The following is a 21,207-nucleotide window of genomic DNA, read 5'->3' as shown; positions in this document are numbered from 1 at the left end:
CGCGCAGCGCAATTGCTGATAGCCTTAGAAATTAGCTGATAGGCGCATTCAGATCATCAACGCTGATTTCTTCTTCTGGTTCAGCTGCACTAAAACTCGGCTTAGGTTTATTCTGACTGGCCAATGATGCTTGCAGGATGCGTGATGGCTCGGTCGGTGGTTCGCCGCGATTGATCGAATCCACATATTCCATGCCAGAAACAACGCGGCCAAAATTGGTGTAATTTTTATCAAGCGAGAAGCGCGGGTAAAACACGATGAAAAACTGGCTATTCGCGCTGTTGGGGTCATCGGTACGCGCCATAGAAACCGAACCGCGAAGATGCGGCAATGGGTTAAACTCTGCTTCAAGGTCAGGCATTGATGAGCCACCCTGACCTGTACCGGTCGGGTCGCCGGTCTGCGCCATAAAGCCGTCAATAACGCGGTGAAAAACTATCCCGTCATAAAAACCATCGCGCACCAATGTCTTGATGCGTTCAACATGCTTGGGGGCGATTTGCGGCAATAAGCGGATAGCAACACGTCCGCCAGTGGACAGGTCAAGATACAGTAAATTGTCCTGATCGACGTCAATTGTCTGTGGTTGCGCAGCAGGCTCAGACGGAGTGGTATCTTGCGCAGATGCTGCACTTGCCAAACCCAGAGCAGCAACACATGCCAAAATTGAAGCAAAAACCGATCTTATCATTATACAAAACTCTCTTACGCGCTGGTTACGCTATTTCATCCTATCGGGTGCAATGCCCTTCAATCAGGAAATATGACAATCAGCCTGACAATGCAATGAACGAGAATGCTCAGATTGCCACTTACTGGTCTTTTAGCCAGTTTTCTTTGATACGGCCCATGACATCTTGCCGCACAGCGGGGGTCACAAACTTTTCAATCTCGCCATCATATAAGGCAATTTCTTTCACCAATCGCGAGGCAATGGGTTGCAGCGCGACATCCGCCATCAGAAACACTGTTTCAACACGGTTGTTAAGCTGGCGATTCATGCCGGTTAGCTGATACTCATATTCGAAATCAGTAACGCCTCTAATGCCGCGCAATACTATGGAAGCGCCCTGTGCATCAGCAAAATCCATGAGCAGTGAATTAAAACCCACAACCTCAATATTTCCTGTCCCCAGAGCAGCGACTTCGCGCCGCACCATAGCCATACGCTCATCATCACTAAACATGGGTGATTTGGCAATATTGGTGGTAACACCGATAATCAGTTTATCGACCAGCTTTGCGCCACGTGCGATAATATCCATATGCCCCAAAGTAATAGGGTCAAATGTACCGGGATAAACACCAATCCGCATAGCCATTACCGGTCCCTTTCGACGACAAAGCGCGCCAAAGATCGCAGCAAATCTGCTTCGCTGCCAAAGTCATGTAATTGCCCAATAGCCTGCTCAACCAAAAAATGTGCTTGTTCGCGCGCGCGTTCAATGCCCAGCAAAGACAGAAATGTCTCTTTACCCGCATCGGCATCTTTTTTCAGTGCTTTGCCGGCCAGTTCTTCATCGCCCTCAACATCGAGCAGATCATCCGCAATCTGAAAAGCCAGACCGATATCACGCGCATAACCACGCAATCCGCTGCGCCCATCAGGTGCCAACCGACCCAGAATTGCACCCATTTCAATTGATGCGCTGATTAAGGCACCCGTCTTTAACTGCTGCAATTTGGTGACTGTTGGCAGGTCAAAATTGCTGTTTTCCGCTTCCAGATCCATCATCTGACCGCCTGCCATGCCAGCCGGGCCACTCGCCCCCGCAAGGCAGGAGATCAGTTCGGCACGAACAAACGGGTCGCCATGCACTTCGGTCGACGACAATATTTCAAAAGACAGATCATGCAGCGAATCCCCGGCCAGAACCGCAACTGCCTCGCCATAAGCCTTATGCACGGTCGGCTTACCGCGCCGCATATCATCATCATCCATGCAGGGCAGATCGTCATGGATCAGCGAATAGACATGGATAGCTTCAACCGCAGTACCGGCCAGAACCGCAGCATCACGATCAACATTGAACATGGCCGCTGTCTCACACAGCAATAAAGGACGGAGCCTTTTGCCGCCGCCTATACAGGCATGTCGCATAGCCTCATATAATTTTGCGCGTGGGTCATCCGGCACTTGCAGCAGACCATCAAAACAGCGATCAACATCGTCGCCAATCTCGCGAAACGCGTTATGCAACGCCGAATGATCCGGCTGGTCCTGCGTCATCATGCCCCCAAATATCTGCAACTAAAAATTCTATGCCTAACTATCAAATGGCGATCCAGCCAGACTGCCATCAGCCTTTTGCGTAATCTTCTCAATCCGGCTTTTCGCGTCATCGAGCCGCTTTTGACATGCATTGCGCAATTTTTCGCCATAGGTGTAAAGATTGATCGAACTGTCGAGGCTGGCCTCACCGCTTTCCAACTGACGAACGATATTTTCTAATCTGGCAAGCGCATCTTCAAAACTAAGCGCGGCAATCGCTGCATCATCCAAAATTTCTGTTTCTTGCGTCATCGTTCCGCTTTGAAAGCTGCACGCGCCAGCGTCAAGATATTTGCAATATATTTGCCAAGTTGTGACGGGTAATATGCATGCAATATACAAAAGTTGCATTTCGCAATCTATTATGCTGTATGAAAGACCAAAAATATAATAAGTACCGAGAATAGGCGCATTCTGAGAGGATGATATCCATGTTCATTGGCCATTTCGCACCTGCCTTTGTTGCCACGGCTTTAATTGCAAAAAAACAAACGAACAGTGATCTGGCCAGAAACAGCGCATGGCTGGGCGTTATGTTTGTTGCCGCGCAACTCGTGGACTTCGGCTTTTTCGCTTTTGTGCTCACCGATATTGAACATATGCGCATCACTCCTGGCATCTCTGCCATGGTGCCGTTTGATCTTTATGACATGCCCTATACCCATAGCCTGCTGGGCAGCCTTGTCTGGGGCATGGGCTTTGCTGGTCTTATCCTCGCATTGAGTAAGAATCGCTACGCCGCCTTAATGGGTTTTCTGGTCGTGGTGTCGCATTGGTTCCTGGACGTTTTGGTTCATATCCCCGATATGACAGTGACAGGCGGCGAACCCAAATTGGGCTTTGGTCTGTGGAACCATCCATGGATCGAAATGCCATTGGAACTGGGCATATTGCTCGCATCATTCCTCTATTATACGCGCTGCTCTGTCCCAATCGGAAAACGGGCAGGTCTATCAGCCGGAATACTTCTGGCGTTATTGCTGCTGGTGCAGGTCTTTAACTGGTTTGGCCCCGTGCCAGAGACATTTACGCCAGATCTGGCATGGAGTGCTTTGGCAGCATTTGCTATTCTGTCAGTCGCCGCGCATTGGACAGCCCGTCAACGCATGGCTTGACAGCCAGCACATCGCATAAGTGAATGGCGCATTTTTAACTGAGCAATTTTGCCGGATAATTTTGCTTAGCATCTGGCTCTGTTGCGCCTGTCACGCTAAGGGCAATTCATGACTCAAGACGCCAGCCATAGCCCGCCCGAAATCACGCCTGAAATCGTTGCCGAACACGGCCTGAGCAGTGGAGAATATGATGTCATTCTCGACAGGCTGGGCCGTGCGCCCAACATAGTTGAACTTGGTATTTTCTCGGTCATGTGGTCAGAGCATTGCTCCTATAAATCATCGCGCATCCATTTGCAGAAATTGCCAACCGAAGGGCCGCAGGTAATTTGTGGACCAGGAGAAAATGCCGGTGTCGTTGATATTGGGCCCGGTCCTGACGGCAAACCACTGGCAGCCATCTTCAAGATGGAAAGCCATAACCACCCCAGCTATATTGAGCCTTATCAGGGCGCAGCAACCGGGGTTGGCGGCATTTTGCGCGACGTCTTCACCATGGGTGCGCGCCCTGTTGCATTGATGAACGCCTTACGTTTTGGTTCGCCCGATCACCCTAAGATGAAGCATCTGGTGCGCGGCGTCGTGGCGGGCATTGGCGGCTATGGCAATTGCGTCGGCGTTCCCACTATTGGCGGTGAAACCAATTTTGACCCAGCCTATGATGGCAATATCTTGGTCAACGCCATGGCAGTAGGCATTGCCGAGCAGGACAAGATTTTTTATTCCGCAGCCAGCGGCGTTGGCAATTCCATCGTCTATGTCGGCAGCAAAACAGGGCGTGATGGCATTCATGGTGCCACCATGGCCAGCGCCGAATTTGACGAAGATAGCGAAGAAAAGCGCCCCACTGTACAAGTGGGTGACCCCTTTACCGAGAAGTTGTTGATCGAGGCCTGTCTGGAACTGATGGCGACCGATGCCATTGTTGCTATTCAGGATATGGGCGCGGCAGGTCTGACGTCTTCCAGTGTGGAGATGGCCAGCAATGGCGGCGTTGGCATCCGCCTTGATCTGGACCATGTGCCGCAGCGCGAGACCAATATGACGGCTTATGAAATGATGCTGTCTGAATCGCAGGAGCGCATGCTGATGGTGCTCAAACCCGGCCGCGAGGCTGAGGCTGAAGCGATCTTCAAAAAATGGGAACTGGATTTCGCGGTTATTGGCGAAGTCACCGATACTGGCCGCATGGTGCTGGAGCATCTGGGTAAAATTGTCTGCGATATTCCGTTGGCACCGCTGGCCGATGATGCCCCGCGCTATGACCGCCCACATATAGAGGTGAAGCCACAAGAGCCGCTAAGCGATATTCCCGAAAGCGTGGATATTGGTGCAGATCTGTTAAAGCTGATGGCATCGCCAGCACTGGCCAGTCGCCGTTGGATATGGGAACAATATGACCATCAGGTGATGGCTGACACCGTGCAAAGACCGGGCGGAGATGCCGCCGTTGTGCGTATTCACGGCACAAATCGCGCTTTGGCCATTACCACCGATTGTACGCCGCGCTATGTAAAGGCTGACCCTTATGAAGGCGGTAAACAAGCGATTGCAGAGGCCTATCGCAATTTGGTCAGCGTTGGCGCAAAACCGCTGGCAGTGACAAACTGCCTGAACTTCGGCAACCCTGAACGGCCAGAGATAATGGGGCAATTTGTTGGTGCGCTGAAAGGGATGAGCGAGGCTTGTTTGGCACTCGACATGCCCATCGTCAGCGGCAATGTCAGCCTGTATAACGAAACGACAGGGCCGGACGGAATAGCGCGCGCGATTTTACCCACGCCGGCAATTGGGGCCATTGGTCTGATTGAGAATTTGGACAGCATGATGACCATGGGATTGAAGTCCGATGACGAACATATTGTGCTGATCGGCTATGGGCCAGGACAATTGGGGCAGTCTTTATGGCTAGATATCTGCCATGGCCGCCGCGAAGGCCCGGCCCCTGTCATTGATCTTGCTGTTGAACGCAGATTGGGTGAATTGCTACACCGGCTAAACGCTCAAAATATGGTCAGCGCTGCGCATGATGTTTCAGATGGCGGGCCATTGGTTGCACTCAGCGAAATGGCAATGGCTGGCAATATCGGCGCGGTTATGGCGGAAACTGATAATGGCAATAGCCCCGCAATGATGTTCGCTGAAGATCAAGGCCGCATCTTGGTCAGCACTACTGATCCGCAAGAGGTTATTGCGCAGGCCAATGCAGCAGAGCTGTATGCCCTGACCATCGCAACCACAGGCGGTAATGTCATTCGCATTGGTGAGAGCGTGGTGACATTAGACGAACTGCGCGCAGCCAGCGACAGCTTCTTCAAGGATTGGATGGAAGATTAACTTCCAAACGCTGATCCACTATTGCGGCCATTATTGCGTGCCGTTTTTGATCTGCTGGATAATATGGCGGCGCGATAACGATCCACAGCGTTGGTGGAAAGCCGGATTGATCATGCTGGCTACCATGCTGATTGATCTGGATCACCTTCTTGCCACCCCCATTTTTGATCCCAATCGCTGCTCAATTGGCTTTCACCCACTGCACAGCATCTGGGCAGCGATACTATATCTGGCCCTGCTATGGGTTCCGCGCTGGTGGGTGCGTGCTATCGCATTGGGCTGTTTGTGGCATTTGATGACAGATGGCGGCGACTGTCTTATGATGATGATATGACTGATCCATCATCTGCATCCAGTGCCGGCTATTCAGGCACACCATTGGCCAAGAAACTTAACCTGCGTGACGGCTTGCATGTCTGGTTCGATAATGTTCCTGAAAATGTCGATGATGAAATTGCCGAATATGCGCTGGACCTTATCATCGTTACTGGTCCAGATGATGAACCCGATGCGGCGCTCATCTTTCTGAAAACCCGTGCCGATATGGAAAGCAAGCTACAACAGCTTCGCAACACACTCACACCATCGGGCCATATTTGGGCTTGCTGGCCGAAACAGGCCTCAGGCGTCTCTACCGAAATTGGTGAACATGATATCCGCGATTTTGCGCTGGAATTGGGTTATGTTGACACCAAGAAGTGCGCAGTGGACCATATCTGGTCCGGTCTAAAGCTGGTGATCCGCAAGGAACTGCGTTGATAGTCATTGAGATTGGCCGTTCTAAGCCAGTCGGCCCTAAACAATCCCGCTTTAGGCAGTCTGACCAAGCAAGTCATAAGGGTTGATGCCCCGATTGCGCAGCTCCACATGAGCTTCACGATAGCGGGTTGGTGCAGCAATATTCAACCGCGCGCGCGCTGCCTCTAAAGGTTCCGCCAACAAAGCGGTAATATCCTGCTCAATCAACCGCGGACATGCCGTGCCAGATTTCTGCGCTTGCCGGACAGCTTTCAGCACCGGAGCCGACCAGCTTGTTGTCTTTTTCATGTTAAGCGCAGCCATATAAGCGATGAAGATATTGGCCGGAGATGGGTTTTGGCCATAGGTGAATGCCAATACGCTGGCCTCCCCTAAAGCATCGCGGCCATAGCCAGTCAAAACATGCAAAAGATCATGCACATCGCGCGAGCGGTTAAAATACCATTCAATCTGGTCATGATATTTTACTGTGCTGAACTTTTCAAATTCTGCAACCAAGCCTGCTGCGCTTAGTCCTTCGCTTTCCATAAAGTCGCAATAGGCATGGGCAACAGACCCTATAGGCATGGCACGCAAACGGTCATGATCGTCTAGCAAATCAGGCAGAAATGGCTCACGCTCTTTCAAAGCCTGACCAAAGTCAGTTTTCAAGAATTCTACGGCCTCACCGCGAAAGGCTTTGCGCGGCAAACATTGGAAAATATGAAAAACCTGCTCGGTATCCTCCTTGTCCGCGATCAAATTGCGGAAATGCTGAACTGCCTTAAATGGCCGCCAACGTAATTCAGGGCGATCGGGATGGATAAAGGGTTGTTCGGTCATATCGTGGGTGAAGCTCCAATTCTAATATAGACGACATAATATAAGTCACCCTTACTTACAATAGTGTTAATAGTGGTGCCGTAAATTTTTGCTATAAATTTTTGCCATTCTGCTCTTACCGGATTAGAGCTTCCAGCCATGAAACCACATGACACCCTGCCCTATACCGATTTGCCTGATTATAATGATGCAGAGCGGGTCGCCCGTGCTCACGCTTTTTACGAAGCGCTCAAGACACGGCGTACCTGCCGCTATTTTGCGCCTGACCCTGTTCCGCGTGAAGTAATTGAACACGCGATACTGGCGGCTGGCACTGCCCCCAATGGGGCCAATCATCAGCCATGGCATTTTGCTGTTATCACTTCGGCTGAAAAAAAGGCCGCATTACGTGCTGCTGCCGAAGAAGAAGAGCGTGCTTTCTATGAACAAAAGGCCAGTGATGAATGGCTTGATGCTTTGGCCCCGCTCGGCACCGATGCTGACAAGCCCTTTCTGGAAATTGCCCCCTATTTGATCGTCATATTTGGACAGCGCAAAGGCGGCATGTACCCGAATGAAAAGAAACAAAACTATTATGTGAACGAAAGTGTTGGCATCGCGACCGGCATGCTGATCACTGCATTGCACGATGCCGGATTGGCCACTTTGACCCATACCCCAAACCCAATGAAGTTTCTCAACACTTTGTGCGAGCGCCCATCTGACGAAAAACCGATGATGGTATTGGTGGTGGGGAAGCCTGCAAAAGACGCGACAGTGCCTGTTCATGCCGTACATAAGAAACCGCTCGACCAGATCAGCAGCTGGCTCTAACATCAGACCCTTATATAAGGGGACCAAGTAAGTGAGCGATATTTCCAAGCAAGCTGCAGAGCAGGCAGGGCAGCGGAAGGGGCAAGCCGACAATTTTATTGTCCCTGGCGCACGTTATATTGAACTTGATGCCCTGCGCGGATTTGCGGTTATGGGCATATTGGCGATGAATATTGTCGCCTTTGCCCTGCCTGGCAATGCCTATATGAACCCCGATATAGTTGGCGGCAGTGCAGGCGCTGATCTGCTGTCATGGTTTTTTGGATTCATCTTCATTGATGGAAAAATGCGCGGCCTGTTCTCGTTGCTATTTGGTGCCAGCTTATTCCTTGTCACCAGCCTGGCCGAAGCAAAGGGCCAATCCCCCGCCAAAACCCATTATAGCCGAATGTTCTGGCTCGGCTTTTTTGGGTTGATCCATTTCTTTTTCCTTTGGTTTGGCGACATATTGTTTTTATACGCCGCCATTGGATCCATCGCCTATCTCTTCCGCAACTCCACCGCCGAATCGCTCATCAAAAAAGCAGTCGCCATTTATGTCGGCGGTTTTGTGATGTGGGCGTTCTTAATGGCCACTATTTTTGTCTTTCAAAGCCAAGCAGAAATACCAGGGGCAGATATATTGATGGTCGAAGCCTATCAGGAAATGCTGGATGGTATGGGTTTCACCAGCGCGGCAATAGCCAAGGACGTAGCTCTATATCAGAGTGGTTTTGTTGACATCGCAAATCATAAGCTGACTATCATGACATTTCAGCCGCTTTATTCTATATTTCAAGCTGGCTTTGAGACTTTGCCGTTCATGATGCTGGGCATAGCGATGATGAAAAATGGCTTTTTCCTCGGCAAATTGTCGCATGAAGCCTATCGCAAATGGGCGCTATGGATGACCCTGATCGGAACTATATTGTCTACAGCTCTGGCCCTATTGGCCTATTATAGTGATTTTGAACCGGTCCTGTTGATCAACATCACAATCGCATGGACATTGCCGACACGGATGATGATGACCATCGGCTATGCTGCGCTACTCATAGTATTAATCCAGCAATATAGTCATCATTGGCTGATTCGCCGTGTCGCTGCTGCCGGACGCGTTGCCTTTACCAATTATCTGGGCACCAGTGTGATTATGTGCGCGATATTTTATGGCTGGGGTTTCGGTCTATACGGTGAAATCAGCCGCAGCACGCTCTGGTTATTTGTGATTGGCATGTGGTGCGTCATGCTGCTTTGGTCGCAACCATGGCTGATGCGCAATCGTTATGGCCCGCTTGAATGGCTTTGGCGGACATTATCGCGTGGTCAGGTTCAGCCTTTGGCAATTCGCTAAAGGATTTTTGCAAATAATTCGCATTAACCATTGCAAACCATTCTCATTATCGCTAAATAGAGTGAGAAGGAGCCGCTTATGGTTGTCTGTGTTTGCAATGCCATCAAGGAAAAGGATTTACGCGCTGCGTTTCAGCAGTGCCCGTCCCAGCGTCCTCATGATGTCTATGCGAAACTCGGCCGGAAGCCAAAATGCGGCCAATGCCTCCAGTTTGCGCAAAGCATTATCAATGCGGAAGCTGCGAGCGCATAGCAATAGCACCTTAAAAAACCTAGCTTTTCTGCGGGTTTCAGCCTTTTCATCTTAACAATTCATCCCTATATAAGGGTCAGTATTTGAAAGGATGATATTATGCGTGGTGACAAAAAAGTCATTGAATTGTTAAATGAAGCCCTGAAAAATGAGCTGACTGCCGTCAACCAATATTGGCTGCATTATCGCTTGCTGAACGATTGGGGCGTGACCAAGCTGGCCGAATTTGAGCGTCACGAATCCATTGACGAAATGAAGCACGCCGACCAGTTGGCGGAACGCATTTTGTTTCTTAATGGCCTGCCAAACTTCCAGATGCTTGGCCGCTTGAAAATCGGTGAAACCGTTGAGGAGATTATTGACGCTGATCTGGCGCTTGAAGAAGAAGCGGTAACCATGCTCAAAGGCGCTGTCGCCTATGCCGAAAGCATTCAGGACTTCGTAACTCGTGATCTGTTCGCGGCCATCCTTGCCAGCGAAGAAGAGCATGTCGATACGCTGGAAACACAAAAAGCCATGATTGAACGTATGGGCATTGAAAACTATACGCAGCTTCAATCAAAGCCTGCCGAAGCGCATTAATAGCACACAAACAAAAAGGCGCGCCGCAACATGGGTTACGGCGCGCCTATTGCTGTCTACAATCCTAAATTTATAGTCGGCCGAAACTCTGATTTGATGAGGCAAATTCACGGCGCTCTGCACCTGCACGCTGCACCAATGGATTGGTTTCCCTTTCCAGGGCAGCTAGCGAATCTTCGAATAGCTGACGTAAGCCCACCACCAATGGCAGCAATTCATCCGGCTCTTGCCGATATTCCACACATTGCCGCGCTTCAGTTTCAATCTTCTCGGCAAGTTCCGTTAATCTGTCAGCGCCGAACTGGGCCGATTCCCCCTTAAGTGTATGGGCAGGAATCACCAGTGCTACTGCGTTGCGTTGGCGAATGGCCTCTTCAATAGCAGCAACTGATTTGGTGCCATCTTCTCGGAAATATCCCAGTATTCTAACAAAGTCAGCGCCCAAAACTGCACGTGTTTCAGAAAAACTGCTCCAGTTTATAATATTCTTGGTCTCGTCATTCACTGCTCAAAGCTCCTAATTGCGGGACCTGGTCCTGACGATGAGAATAGCTTTAATAAGTAAACAGTTGGTTGAAGATGGCATCTAAAGTCAATTAGCTTGCTTAACTGCCTTGGCTTTTGTGATAAGGATTTTTGGGAGAGCGCAGATTTAACCGCACCGGCACAGCATCAAAGCCCAAATCCCGGCGGATCCCATTTATCAGATAACGCTTATAGCTCTCCGGCAGGCTATCAAGCCGCGTACCAAAAAGTACAAACCCCGGAGGGCGAATTTTGGCCTGTGTGATAAAGCGCAATTTAATGCGCTTACCGCCAGGTGCAGGTGGCGGTGTTCTGGCCAACGCATCATCAAACCAGCGGTTTAGCATCGCCGTTGGTATCCGCCGTGACCATGAACGGCGAACGGTGAATGCCGCCTGTATCATCTGGTCAAGACCTTTGCCTGTTGCGGCTGATACAGTAATAACGGGCAATCCGCGAACCTGTGCCAAACCTTCGTTCAAAGCCTCTCTTATGCCGTTATAAAGATAGCTGGCATCTTCAGCGACATCCCATTTGTTGATGGCGATTATCAACGCACGGCCCTCTTGCAATACACGATCAGCAATCTTCAGATCTTGCACTTCCAGACCTTTGGTTGCATCAAGCAGGAGCACAACAACCTCAGCAAAATCTATTGCACGGCGGGCATCAGCGACGGAGAGCTTCTCAAGTTTATCTGTGACTTTGGCCTTTTTGCGCATGCCAGCAGTATCAATAAGTTTGACCGGTCGCATCGCGCCTTCACCATCTTGCCACTCCCAATCGATCGCAATGCTATCACGTGTAATACCGGCCTCTGGTCCGGTAATCAGCCTGTCTTCACCCAAAAGGCGATTGATAAGGGTAGATTTACCAGCATTCGGACGGCCAACAACCGCCAATTGCAGCGCGCCTAGCTCTTCTTCGCTCGGCACAAATTCGATATCAGGAGCATCAGGCGCAATAACCACATCGACCTTTGGTTGCGACAGCAGTTCTTCCCCTGCAAGCACGGATGCTTCTTCAGCTTGTTCTATATGCGGGCGCAGCGCAGCGAACAAATCGGCCAATCCCTCGCCATGTTCGGCGCTTAACGCCAATGGATCGCCAAGGCCAAGGCCATAGCTTTCCATGATACCGCTTTCTCCAGCCCGGCCTTCCGCCTTGTTCGCGACCAATATCACAGGCGTATTGCTCACTCTTAGCCAGCGTGCAATTTCTTCATCCAATGGGGTCAGGCCAGCACGTGCGTCAATAACAAACAGTGCCGCTACAGCAGAGCCAACCGCCGCTTCGGTCTGTTGGCGCATTCTGCCCGGCAGACTGGCTGCGTCCTCATCTTCATAACCCGCAGTATCGACGATCTGAAATTTCAGGCCCAACAGGTCTGCTTCACCAAAACGCCGGTCACGGGTTACGCCGGGCTGGTCATCAACCAGCGCGATCTTCTTGCCAACCAAACGGTTGAACAATGTCGATTTTCCAACGTTCGGGCGGCCGACAATGACAATCTCGGGAAGCATGGGTGATCCTTACCAGTCTGCCGCAATATCGCAAAGCAGCCGGAGTATAAATTACATGCACATAAAGCGTGCAAAAGCGAAATTACCGATAGGCGTTAATTCGTCCGCTGTCATCCAGGATAATCAACGTGCCATCAACCGCGATCATCGGGACAGATACAGGCTTATCAACCTCAAACATGGTGGTGATTGCACCATCTGCTGGAGAGACAGATGATATTTCACCCTTTGATGATGCAACAATCAATCGATTCCCTGCCAATAGCGGCCCGACCCAACGGATAGGACCTTTCTTTTTCTTGGGCGACTCCCAGCGCTGTAGCTCAGCAATCCAGCGTACCTTGCCAGTTGTTCTTGCGATGCACAGCAATTTGGCATCGTCTGTAAGTGTAAACAGCCATTCGCCGCCCAGTGCTGGCGTTGAAGTTCCGGCAATATTGATTTCCCAAATACGTTGGCCGACCACTAGTTGGTAAGCAGCCATGCGGCCACCCTCACCCAGCGCATAGACACGGCCCTGATCAATAATCGGATCGGCATCAATATCGGACAATGTTGCCACAGCCGTTGAAATCCGTGTGCGCGCTAAAGCATCTGACCAGACATTGGTGCCGTTTTCAAACCGGTGCGCAGAAAGCTCACCAGAAGAAAAGCCTGCAATGATAGTTGCCTGTCCAGCCGCTGGTGCTGCAACGCCAAACACGCCTGCTTGACGGTTAGACGCGGCCTCGCTCCATAACACTTCTCCATTGGCAGCATTGAGCGCAAAAAGCTGATTGTCCTGCGTCATGACATAAGCAGAATTAAACGCCAAAGTCGGAGAACCGCGCAGGGGGCCAGCTGGCTTTACGCGCCAGATGATTTCGCCATTGCTGGTATTCATTGCAGCGACTTCGCCAACACCATTTGTGGCGTAAAGACGGTCACCAAGAACGCTCACGCCGCCGCCAAAGACTGATGGACGACCATCGCCCTTCACTGAAAAGTCGGCTGACCAGATGCGACTACCATTGGCAAGATCAAAAGCGTGTATCTTCGCGTCAGTGTCAATAACATAGACACGGCCATTGGATGCGACCGGGGCTGAAGCGAGTCGGGCACGAGAAGACGATCCAGCAATCTGTGCACTCCAAGCGCGCACCGGTGTATCGCCAAGCGCCACATGGCCGATATTCTTGGACGCGTTGCCGCCGGATTGTGACCATTCTGTATTCCGAACAGCAGGCGGAACAATCACTGCTGTTTGCGCTATTTCAGGGTCAATTTGCGCGCTTGTTTCCGTTGTGCTTAGCACATTGGTGCGCTGGCCAAAGGTCGGCGTTACTTTTACCTTCTCATCATCACCGCCAAAGGCGTTACAACCGCCTAATGTCAGAGAAAGCGAACATAATGTCGCCAGCATAATCCGATTCAATTTTGTCGTAACCAACATATATTTTCCCAAAATATGCGCTTAATGCGCATCTCCCCGATCTTATCCTATTTCGCCCATCACATTCCTATCCCGGGCGAATGACGGTGAAGCCTTATTCAGAAACCGCAGGAGCCACTGGAGCTTCTGCGTTCTCATCGTCACCTTCTTCAATATCCACTGTGTCGATGCCGAGTAGACCTGCCATCTGGCTAGCCCTGTCACGCACGGTTGGCGGCACACTTTTATCTTTTGCAAGCTCACCGAATATTGGCCCTGCCAAGTCAGGCTTGCCCATTTTCAAATGAGCAATTGCCACCATTTCACCAGCACTGGCAAACCATGGCTCACCAGGTACAGCTAATGGCTTCATTCTTTTAATAACCTCGGCAGGCGCCAAAGTATCAAATTCCGATAAAGTACGCCGGATCGTTGCAAGATCGCGCAGTTCCTGAGGCACATTGTCGTCAGCCGCTATGGCTTCAAAACCTTTTCTGGACTCTTCAGCCTTGCCTTGCTGCGCCAAAAGGCCAGCTTCACCGACTTTTGCCAATGCGCGATAACCCGCTTGATCAGCATCTTTAAGTGGCTGTAAAGCGTTGATTGCACCATCAACATTGCCGCGTGTATTGGCATCAAGCGCAGAAATAAATTCTTCGCTCTTGACGCCTGCGGCTTCCTCGACACTGTTTTGATAAAACAGCCAACCTGCAAAAGAGGCCAGACCCAGAACGATCACGCCGATGGTGATAACACCATATTTTTGCCAGAACATCGCCAACTGGTCTTCACGCATGGCTTCATCAACCTCACGCGAGAAAATATCGGCCTGTGTATCGGTCTTGTCGCTAGGGCCCTTTGATGGGCCGCCTGCGGGCTGGGGCGTTGTAGGTTTGCGCGCCACCTGAAAATCCTCTTCTTTAATCTGTCAGCAAATCGCTTAATTGCGCTCTTTAGCTGCGAAACCCGATGCTTTCCATCGCTATTTTCGCCAAAATCGATTCTGCTGCATTCTCTTTGGTTGATAGTGTCCAGACGCCGCTGAACGGTCAATGAAGCCGCAACGCTTTTGGAAAATTCTGTGGATGGTTACAAAAGCGAAATTGTCTAATCAAGCAAGGGCTTGCCTGAAATGCCGCTATAAAGCTTGGCATATCGTGCAATCATATCTTGCTCATCAAAATCATCCTTGGCTTTTTGCAAATTGGCCGCACCCAGCTTGTCGCGCAATTGCGTGTCTGCGACCAAGGTATCGAGCGCCGATTGCAAGCCTGCCATATCATCAGGCCGCGCAATATAGGGGCCATTGGCGCTGCTGATCATATGCGCGACATCGCCCACATCAGTGGCAATAACCGGCAAGCCAGCCGCCATTGCTTCCATAAGGGAAATAGGGAATTGCTCGCTGTCAGAGGTCAAGGCAAATATATCGAACAGCCCAACATATCTGGCTGGATTGGGCAAAAAGCCCGGCATCAGCACGCTGTCGGCGATGCCCAATTCTTGTGCGCGAGCGGCAATGGTCTCTTTTTCAGGGCCTTCCCCTACAATGACCAGACGTATTTTGCTCGCACTTTTGGCTACCAGCTCAACCAGCCGCGGAATATTTTTGATGGAACGCAGACCGGCGACAGTGCCGATAACCACTTCATCAGCCCGCGGCTTAAAACCGGGGATCGCGCCTTTTTGCGGCTTCTTGCTATAATCCTGCAATGCGATGCCATTGGGTATAAGCTGCACCCGTGATTTCGGCTGATGCCATGCAGTGTGCGCAATATGCTCCAACCGCTTTGACGGCACCACCAACGCGGCGCTTCGCGAAAGAGCCACTGTACGGAACCAATTGCGGCGACGTTTCAAACGGTGCTGCTCATCGCTATTAAAACCATCTTCATGATGAATAAGCGGCGCCAGTTTTTCATAACGGCCAAAAATCGTGTGCGCCATAACCGCATCCATTGAACCCCAATTATAAGTCAGGATCAGATCATATGCCTTCATGGCTATCGCCAAATAGCGATAACGAGTGATTGCCGGTTTGCCTTCCAAGGAGGGAAATTTTTCAGGAAAGCGCACTTTTGAACGCGGGCTGATTGCTTTGCGCGCACCCAAGGCTCCTGGGATGGCGCTGACAATATCATGGTGAACCCTTGGCCCCATGGCATTGATAAGCTGTACGCAGCGCGCCTCTTTACCGCCATGGTCAAAAGTCGAATGCAGGTGCAATATACGGACGGTCTTCGTCATGAATTTACCTCAATACGCGCCAACAATGCGGCAATAGAGGCGCGGCTTTGCGGCTCATCAAGTGTTGGTGCATGGCCAATGTTCGGAATGTCCAGCACATCCAACTGGGCCTGCTTTTCTTGCATAAGAGCCACGGTCTCGTTGGTCAGGAGATCGCTCTTCTGGCCACGCACTAACAGCATAGGAATGTCAGTCAGCGCATCAAAGGCAGGCCATAAATCCACACCTGCTTCACCGCCTGGCATCGCAAATGGCTCGGCAATACGCATATCATAGTCCAACACGATACGCCCACTGCCGGTTACTTTCATCATGCGTTTTGCCAGCGTCAACCAATCATGCACAGTGAAGCCAGGATAAATCTCTGCGAAATCCTCGTTCAGCCATCGGGCTGAATGCATCCATGTAGCAAAGCTGCGTCCTTGGCCGACATAGCCGCGAATACGCTCCAAACCTTGCGGGTTAATTTCTGGCCCAATATCATTTAGTAAAAGACCTTTTATCCGGCCGGGCCGGGTTGATGCCAGCAGCATAGAGATAATACCGCCCAGAGACGTGCCAAAGGCAACAAATTCGTCAACACCCTCTTGCGCCAATAATGCTTCTACATCCTGCACATAAGTTAGCGGCACATAGCTTAGCGGGTCTTTGGCATAAGCGCTTTCACCGCGGCCGCGAAGGTCAACGCAAATGACGCGCCAATTTTCGGAAAGATGATCGGCCAAATCCTCAAAATCGCGGGCATTGCGGGTCAGGCCGGGCAGACAGACAATCGGCGGTCGGCCGGATGCCGCATCCTGATTCTGCGCAGGATAATCCCTAAAGTGCAGACGCAGGCCGTCATTTGACCACCAATAGCCATTTTTATATGCTGATATCCGGCCCATCTTACTTGCACTGCCCCTTTTGTAACCCCACTAATGCCCATATGGATAGCCAATCGCAAGGCGCTGCGTATCGCGGCACGAAAACTTTTACTGCATTGCAGGAATTACTGGCTGATCCAGTAGCCCCTGCCGACTTCCCCAAACTGACCCTGCGTACGCGTAATGACCGTGCAGCAGCGCAAATTGGCCTCGATCATTTAAGTAACGAACAATGGCTGCACCACTTTGGCCGGTTCGCGGCTTTACCCGACAGTTTAGAAACACCTTTGGCGATGCGCTATCACGGTCATCAATTCCGCGTCTATAATCCTGAGATTGGCGATGGACGCGGTTTTTTGTTTGCGCAGATGTTGGACCAAGATGACCGGTTAATGGATCTTGGCACCAAGGGGTCGGGCACAACGCCATGGAGCCGCAGCGGTGATGGACGCCTGACGTTAAAAGGGGCGGTGCGCGAATATCTGGCGACAGAAATGCTGGAAGCTCTGGGCATTAACACCAGTCGCACCCTCTCCATTGTGGAAACGCACGAAGAATTATGGCGCAATGATGAACCCTCCCCCACCCGTTCAGCGGTGATGGTGCGGCTTAGTCATGGTCATGTCCGCTTTGGCACATTTCAACGCTTGGCCTATCTGCAAGACGAAGCAGGAATGGCAGCACTGGCTCGCTATTGCCTTCAACATTATTATCCTGAGCTAGCGACAGATATTGGCCAAAAAAGCGACGCCGAATGTGCTGGCGCACTGTTCAATGGCGTTACACAACGCATGGCTGAACTGGTCGGCAGCTATATGGTTGCCGGTTTTGTTCATGGTGTTTTGAATACCGATAATATGAATATTTCTGGCGAGAGCTTTGACTATGGCCCCTGGCGTTTTGCGCAATATTGGCAGCCCGGATTTACCGCCGCCTATTTTGACCAGCAAAGCCTTTATTGTTTTGCTCGACAACCAGAAGCTTTTCACTGGAACTTAGGGCAATTGGGCACAGCTTTACGCATGATATGCCCGGCCGAACCGCTCATTGACGCGTTAAATGACTTCGGCCCTCGCTATCAAATAGCCCTGACCAAGCAATTTTGTTGGCGTTTAAACATCGTGCCGCAGGGGCTGGAGAAGGACGCCCTATTGGTGCAGGCGGCAGAGCAATTTCTGCTCACCGAAACCATGACCATTGATGCATTCTTTTTCTTTGCGCGGTTCTGGGGCAGGTCTGATACGCAGTCCAGCACACCAAAAGGTATCCCGCAATTAAAAGCCGATGAGGAAAAACTGCTGAATGACTTCCTTAGCAAGCTGCGCGAATATAAAAGTGCTGGTGATGATAAGCATGATTATTGGCAGAACTCCGAACCACAATCCATGGCCATTGAAGAAGTTGAGGCAATATGGTCCGACATCGCCGAGCAGGATAATTGGACTGCGCTAAACAGCAAAATATCGGCTCTGCGCGCCATGGGAATCGCCTATGGGCGGTTTGTAAAAAAGTAACCCCTTTTAGATTATAGATGTGAGATAAGGTTGAGATTCTAATGGTAAAGCAATAAAGCCTTTGATTGTAGAAGAATTCAGCTTAACCATCTGCGTTAAGCACAGAGAGGTCGACAAAGAATATCCGTGAGCGAAATTATTTCCTACGAACCGGCAACCGGCAAGGAATATTGGCGTCGTGACATTAGTGATGTCGACGAAGATGTCGCCGCAGCGCGTGCTGCTTGGCCACAATGGGCGAGCCAACCTCTTGCCAAACGATCAGAAGCGCTGCGCCGTTTTGCTAATGAAGTGCGGGCAAAGTCTGAAGAACTGGCCAAATGTATCTCTAGTGAAACCGGCAAACCGCTATGGGAATCGCGGACAGAAGTCGAAGCTGTCATCAACAAAGTCGATATTTCGATAAAAGCCTATAGCGAACGCACGCCGCAACGCAGTTTGGACAATGCATTATCTGGCAAGATGGCATTGCGGCACAAACCGCATGGGGTAATGGCAGTTCTGGGCCCGTATAACTTCCCAGCCCACTTGCCCAATGGGCATATTGTTCCGGCCCTGTTGGCGGGCAACACTGTGGTATTCAAACCATCAGAGAAAACACCTGCAACCGGCGCTATGCTGGCAGAATTATATGCCGCTGCCGGAATTCCAGCGGATGCTGTTCGGCTGGTCATTGGTGGCCCGAATGAAGGCAAGGGCCTTGTCGCACATAAAGATGTCGACGGGGTTTTATTTACCGGTTCTGCCCATACCGGCCTTGCGATAAACAAGGTTCTGGTCTCACAACCACAGAAAATTGTCGCGCTGGAAATGGGCGGCAACAATCCGCTAGTGATCTGGGACACTCCCAAAATTCCCGATGCGGTATCGATCATCATTCAGTCGGCATTTACAACTGCTGGCCAGAGATGCTCCGCAGCGCGGCGTTTGATCGTCAAAGACTCCATGTATGACGAATTGATCTCTGAACTGAAAAAGACAACCGATCGTTTGATTATCGATGAACCATTCGCTGATCCGCAACCCTTTATGGGACCAGTAATCGATGGCGATGTCGCTGATGGCCTGACCGAGAGTTTTCTAGCGCTGCTCAATCGTGGCGGCAAAGCCATTAAACATATGGCACGCCCGAAAGGCGACCTGCCCTTTGTCACGCCAGCCATTATCGATGTCACCGCTATGAAAGAGCGTCCGGATATTGAGCTGTTTGGCCCGTTACTACAGGTGATCAAAGTCAGCGGCTTTGAAGAAGCCATAATTGAAGCGAATAACACGCGATTTGGCCTCTCCGCTTCCTTGATTGGCGGCAGCCCGGAGCTTTATAATCAGTTCTGGGCCAACAGCCGTGCTGGCATTGTTAATTGGAACCGGCCTACCAATGGCGCATCCTCTGGTGCGCCTTTTGGCGGTATTGGTCTGTCAGGTAATCATCGGCCAAGCGCATATTATGCCGCTGATTATTGTGCTTATCCGGTGGCATCTGTGGAAGTGGACCAGCCGCGCGCGACAATCGGCATAGGCTTATCCGCACCGCAGACACACTTTGAATAATACGCTGCTAAAGCTGATCTAAAGCTGCCCCATAGTCAGCAATGAAGTTATTCTTCATGACCGGCAAAAGATTATATTTTGATTGATCGACACATGGCATCCACATGGGTGTCATCGCACAATGTATCGTGCGGACCAGTCAAAAGGTAATGGCCATGCGCAATGCTACGCACAACCAGCAATCCCCAACCGGCGATAATACCGGTGCTCAGCCCCATATAGGGCATGTCTATCTGGTCGGTGCAGGACCGGGCGACCCCGATCTGCTGACCGTCAAGGCCGCGCGCCTAATCAGTACAGCGCAGATAATCGTGCATGACGGCTTGGTTGATAATGCTATTTTGGCGCTTGCCCCTGAACATTGCCGTATGATCTCGGTCGCCAAAAAGCGCGCCCGCCATACCGTGCCGCAACAGGGCATTAATGCATTGCTGGTCGCAGAAGCTCGTAAAGGGCATGATGTTGTGCGCCTTAAAGGCGGCGACCCGTTCATCTTTGGCCGTGGCGGTGAAGAGGTGGATGATTGCCGCGCTGCAGGTGTACCTGTTTCAGTCATTCCCGGCATCAGCGCAGCCAATGGTGGCGCGGCACAAGCCTTATTGCCGCTTACCCACCGCGAAGACAGCAGCGCTGTCACATTTGTTGCAGGCCAATGCAAAGGTCTGTCCGAACAGAAATGGGCTGGATTGGCCGGCAAAGGTCGCACATTAGTTATCTATATGGGTGTCCATACTGCCGAGGCGATCGTTGAAAAGCTGATAGATGATGGTGTCACGCCGGATATGCCAGTGGCAGTATTGGAAAATGCAACCCGCAGCGATGCCCGCGCATTGCGCACCCTGCTGACGGATCTACCTGATATGATCCAACGCAATGCGATCAAAAGCCCAGCACTGCTGGTGATTGGCGATGTTGTGCTGCGCGCCGATGCACAAGACGGGCTTGAACAGATTAAACACACAATCCCTGCAATGATTAAGGAAGCAATGGCATGAAAATTGTAACCGGAAATGACCTCAAAACCGGTGATGTCATCTGGTGGTCCGGCGGCGAAACATGGTCCCGTCATTTGGGTGATGCCATGGACGCTGGTGACGAAGCAGAGGCCGTCGCAGTGCGCGAAGAGGCGGCAATGCGCGTCAACGTGCCCTATATCGTGCCATGTGAGCAAAGCGATCAAGGCCCCATGCCGCTGCACATTAAAGACCGCGTCCGCGCCTTTGGCCCGACAGTTCGTGCCGATCTGGCCATCAACACCAATATTCCCATCGTGAAAGGGTAACAT

General features: G+C 51.1%; 23 protein-coding genes. 12 read left to right on the top strand and 11 right to left on the bottom strand.

What is annotated here, in order from left to right; all coding sequences use genetic code 11:
- Positions 1-31 precede the first annotated feature (31 nt).
- The 4 genes from ACR9YC_RS02695 to ACR9YC_RS02680 all read right to left on the bottom strand — a co-directional run bounded on the left by ACR9YC_RS02695 (position 32) and on the right by ACR9YC_RS02680 (position 2,524).
- Positions 32-691 carry a peptidylprolyl isomerase gene (locus ACR9YC_RS02695; protein ID WP_438729483.1) on the bottom strand — a complete coding sequence of 220 codons (660 nt, stop codon included), beginning with the start codon at positions 689-691 and terminating at the stop codon, positions 32-34.
- Positions 692-812: 121 nt separating this feature from the next.
- Entirely contained in the window at positions 813-1,316 is a 504-nt protein-coding gene (coaD, locus tag ACR9YC_RS02690; RefSeq protein ID WP_438731561.1) for a pantetheine-phosphate adenylyltransferase, read from the bottom strand.
- A gap of 5 nt (positions 1,317-1,321) precedes the next feature.
- Positions 1,322-2,230 (bottom strand): polyprenyl synthetase family protein, encoded by a 909-nt coding sequence (locus ACR9YC_RS02685; protein ID WP_438731558.1) that lies wholly within the window; start codon positions 2,228-2,230, stop codon positions 1,322-1,324.
- A 36-nt stretch (positions 2,231-2,266) separates the two neighbouring features.
- A complete protein-coding gene (locus tag ACR9YC_RS02680) occupies positions 2,267-2,524 on the bottom strand; it encodes an exodeoxyribonuclease VII small subunit (protein WP_438729481.1) in 258 nt (85 codons plus the stop codon).
- 179 nt (positions 2,525-2,703) lie between these two features.
- On the opposite strand from ACR9YC_RS02680, the gene ACR9YC_RS02675 reads away from it, so the two are divergent.
- The 4 genes from ACR9YC_RS02675 to ACR9YC_RS02660 all read left to right on the top strand — a co-directional run bounded on the left by ACR9YC_RS02675 (position 2,704) and on the right by ACR9YC_RS02660 (position 6,483).
- Complete coding sequence (locus ACR9YC_RS02675; protein ID WP_438729479.1) at positions 2,704-3,387, top strand: hypothetical protein; 684 nt, start codon at positions 2,704-2,706, stop codon at positions 3,385-3,387.
- A 108-nt stretch (positions 3,388-3,495) separates the two neighbouring features.
- The gene (gene purL, locus ACR9YC_RS02670) at positions 3,496-5,724 is read left to right on the top strand and encodes a phosphoribosylformylglycinamidine synthase subunit PurL (RefSeq protein WP_438729476.1); all 2,229 of its coding nucleotides are present in this window, start codon (positions 3,496-3,498) and stop codon (positions 5,722-5,724) included.
- Positions 5,725-5,761: 37 nt separating this feature from the next.
- Positions 5,762-6,058, top strand: coding sequence for a DUF6122 family protein (locus ACR9YC_RS02665; RefSeq protein ID WP_438729473.1), 297 nt, complete (start codon positions 5,762-5,764; stop codon positions 6,056-6,058).
- On the top strand, positions 6,055-6,483 hold the full coding sequence (locus ACR9YC_RS02660; protein ID WP_438729470.1) for a DUF3052 family protein: 429 nt from the start codon (positions 6,055-6,057) through the stop codon (positions 6,481-6,483). The genes ACR9YC_RS02665 and ACR9YC_RS02660 overlap by 4 nt, the downstream gene beginning before the upstream one ends.
- 51 nt (positions 6,484-6,534) lie before the next feature.
- Here the strand turns inward: ACR9YC_RS02660 and ACR9YC_RS02655 are convergent, their stop codons facing one another.
- Positions 6,535-7,305 carry a Coq4 family protein gene (locus ACR9YC_RS02655; protein ID WP_438729468.1) on the bottom strand — a complete coding sequence of 257 codons (771 nt, stop codon included), beginning with the start codon at positions 7,303-7,305 and terminating at the stop codon, positions 6,535-6,537.
- A gap of 138 nt (positions 7,306-7,443) precedes the next feature.
- Here ACR9YC_RS02655 and ACR9YC_RS02650 point away from each other — a divergent pair, with 138 nt between their 5' ends.
- The 4 genes from ACR9YC_RS02650 to bfr all read left to right on the top strand — a co-directional run bounded on the left by ACR9YC_RS02650 (position 7,444) and on the right by bfr (position 10,285).
- Entirely contained in the window at positions 7,444-8,118 is a 675-nt protein-coding gene (locus ACR9YC_RS02650; protein ID WP_438729466.1) for a nitroreductase family protein, read from the top strand.
- A gap of 31 nt (positions 8,119-8,149) precedes the next feature.
- Positions 8,150-9,451, top strand: a complete 1,302-nt coding sequence (locus tag ACR9YC_RS02645; RefSeq protein ID WP_438729464.1) for a DUF418 domain-containing protein — start codon at positions 8,150-8,152, stop codon at positions 9,449-9,451.
- 78 nt (positions 9,452-9,529) lie between these two features.
- A complete protein-coding gene (locus ACR9YC_RS02640) occupies positions 9,530-9,703 on the top strand; it encodes a (2Fe-2S)-binding protein (protein ID WP_438729462.1) in 174 nt (57 codons plus the stop codon).
- A gap of 99 nt (positions 9,704-9,802) precedes the next feature.
- Positions 9,803-10,285 (top strand): bacterioferritin, encoded by a 483-nt coding sequence (bfr, locus tag ACR9YC_RS02635; RefSeq protein ID WP_438729460.1) that lies wholly within the window; start codon positions 9,803-9,805, stop codon positions 10,283-10,285.
- A 70-nt stretch (positions 10,286-10,355) separates the two neighbouring features.
- On the opposite strand, the gene ACR9YC_RS02630 is transcribed toward bfr, so the two are convergent.
- From ACR9YC_RS02630 to ACR9YC_RS02605, 6 genes are all read right to left on the bottom strand, one after another.
- On the bottom strand, positions 10,356-10,790 hold the full coding sequence (locus ACR9YC_RS02630; protein WP_438729458.1) for an Hpt domain-containing protein: 435 nt from the start codon (positions 10,788-10,790) through the stop codon (positions 10,356-10,358).
- Positions 10,791-10,890: 100 nt separating this feature from the next.
- Positions 10,891-12,333 carry a ribosome biogenesis GTPase Der gene (der, locus tag ACR9YC_RS02625; protein ID WP_438729455.1) on the bottom strand — a complete coding sequence of 481 codons (1,443 nt, stop codon included), beginning with the start codon at positions 12,331-12,333 and terminating at the stop codon, positions 10,891-10,893.
- An 82-nt stretch (positions 12,334-12,415) separates the two neighbouring features.
- Complete coding sequence (locus tag ACR9YC_RS02620) at positions 12,416-13,765, bottom strand: outer membrane protein assembly factor BamB family protein (RefSeq protein ID WP_438729453.1); 1,350 nt, start codon at positions 13,763-13,765, stop codon at positions 12,416-12,418.
- A gap of 94 nt (positions 13,766-13,859) precedes the next feature.
- Positions 13,860-14,648 (bottom strand): tetratricopeptide repeat protein, encoded by a 789-nt coding sequence (locus tag ACR9YC_RS02615; protein ID WP_438729450.1) that lies wholly within the window; start codon positions 14,646-14,648, stop codon positions 13,860-13,862.
- Positions 14,649-14,851: 203 nt separating this feature from the next.
- On the bottom strand, positions 14,852-15,991 hold the full coding sequence (locus ACR9YC_RS02610) for a glycosyltransferase family 4 protein (protein ID WP_438729448.1): 1,140 nt from the start codon (positions 15,989-15,991) through the stop codon (positions 14,852-14,854).
- On the bottom strand, positions 15,988-16,869 hold the full coding sequence (locus ACR9YC_RS02605) for an alpha/beta fold hydrolase (RefSeq protein ID WP_438731555.1): 882 nt from the start codon (positions 16,867-16,869) through the stop codon (positions 15,988-15,990). Before ACR9YC_RS02605 ends, ACR9YC_RS02610 begins: the two co-directional genes overlap by 4 nt.
- 50 nt (positions 16,870-16,919) lie before the next feature.
- Between ACR9YC_RS02605 and ACR9YC_RS02600 the strand changes: the two genes are divergently transcribed.
- From ACR9YC_RS02600 to ACR9YC_RS02585, 4 genes are all read left to right on the top strand, one after another.
- Positions 16,920-18,371 carry a protein adenylyltransferase SelO family protein gene (locus ACR9YC_RS02600; protein ID WP_438729446.1) on the top strand — a complete coding sequence of 484 codons (1,452 nt, stop codon included), beginning with the start codon at positions 16,920-16,922 and terminating at the stop codon, positions 18,369-18,371.
- 126 nt (positions 18,372-18,497) lie between these two features.
- Positions 18,498-19,922 (top strand): succinylglutamate-semialdehyde dehydrogenase, encoded by a 1,425-nt coding sequence (astD, locus tag ACR9YC_RS02595; protein ID WP_438729443.1) that lies wholly within the window; start codon positions 18,498-18,500, stop codon positions 19,920-19,922.
- A 104-nt stretch (positions 19,923-20,026) separates the two neighbouring features.
- Positions 20,027-20,917, top strand: coding sequence for a uroporphyrinogen-III C-methyltransferase (gene cobA, locus ACR9YC_RS02590; RefSeq protein WP_438729440.1), 891 nt, complete (start codon positions 20,027-20,029; stop codon positions 20,915-20,917).
- Positions 20,914-21,204 (top strand): DUF2849 domain-containing protein, encoded by a 291-nt coding sequence (locus tag ACR9YC_RS02585; protein ID WP_438729438.1) that lies wholly within the window; start codon positions 20,914-20,916, stop codon positions 21,202-21,204. Before cobA ends, ACR9YC_RS02585 begins: the two co-directional genes overlap by 4 nt.
- Positions 21,205-21,207: the final 3 nt, after the last annotated feature.

It is taken from the genome of Parasphingorhabdus sp. DH2-15 (genome assembly GCF_051668705.1).
GTDB lineage: Bacteria > Pseudomonadota > Alphaproteobacteria > Sphingomonadales > Sphingomonadaceae > Alterisphingorhabdus.
Note: the sequence above shows the minus strand (reverse complement) of the source record. Positions and strands in the feature narration are given on the sequence as shown.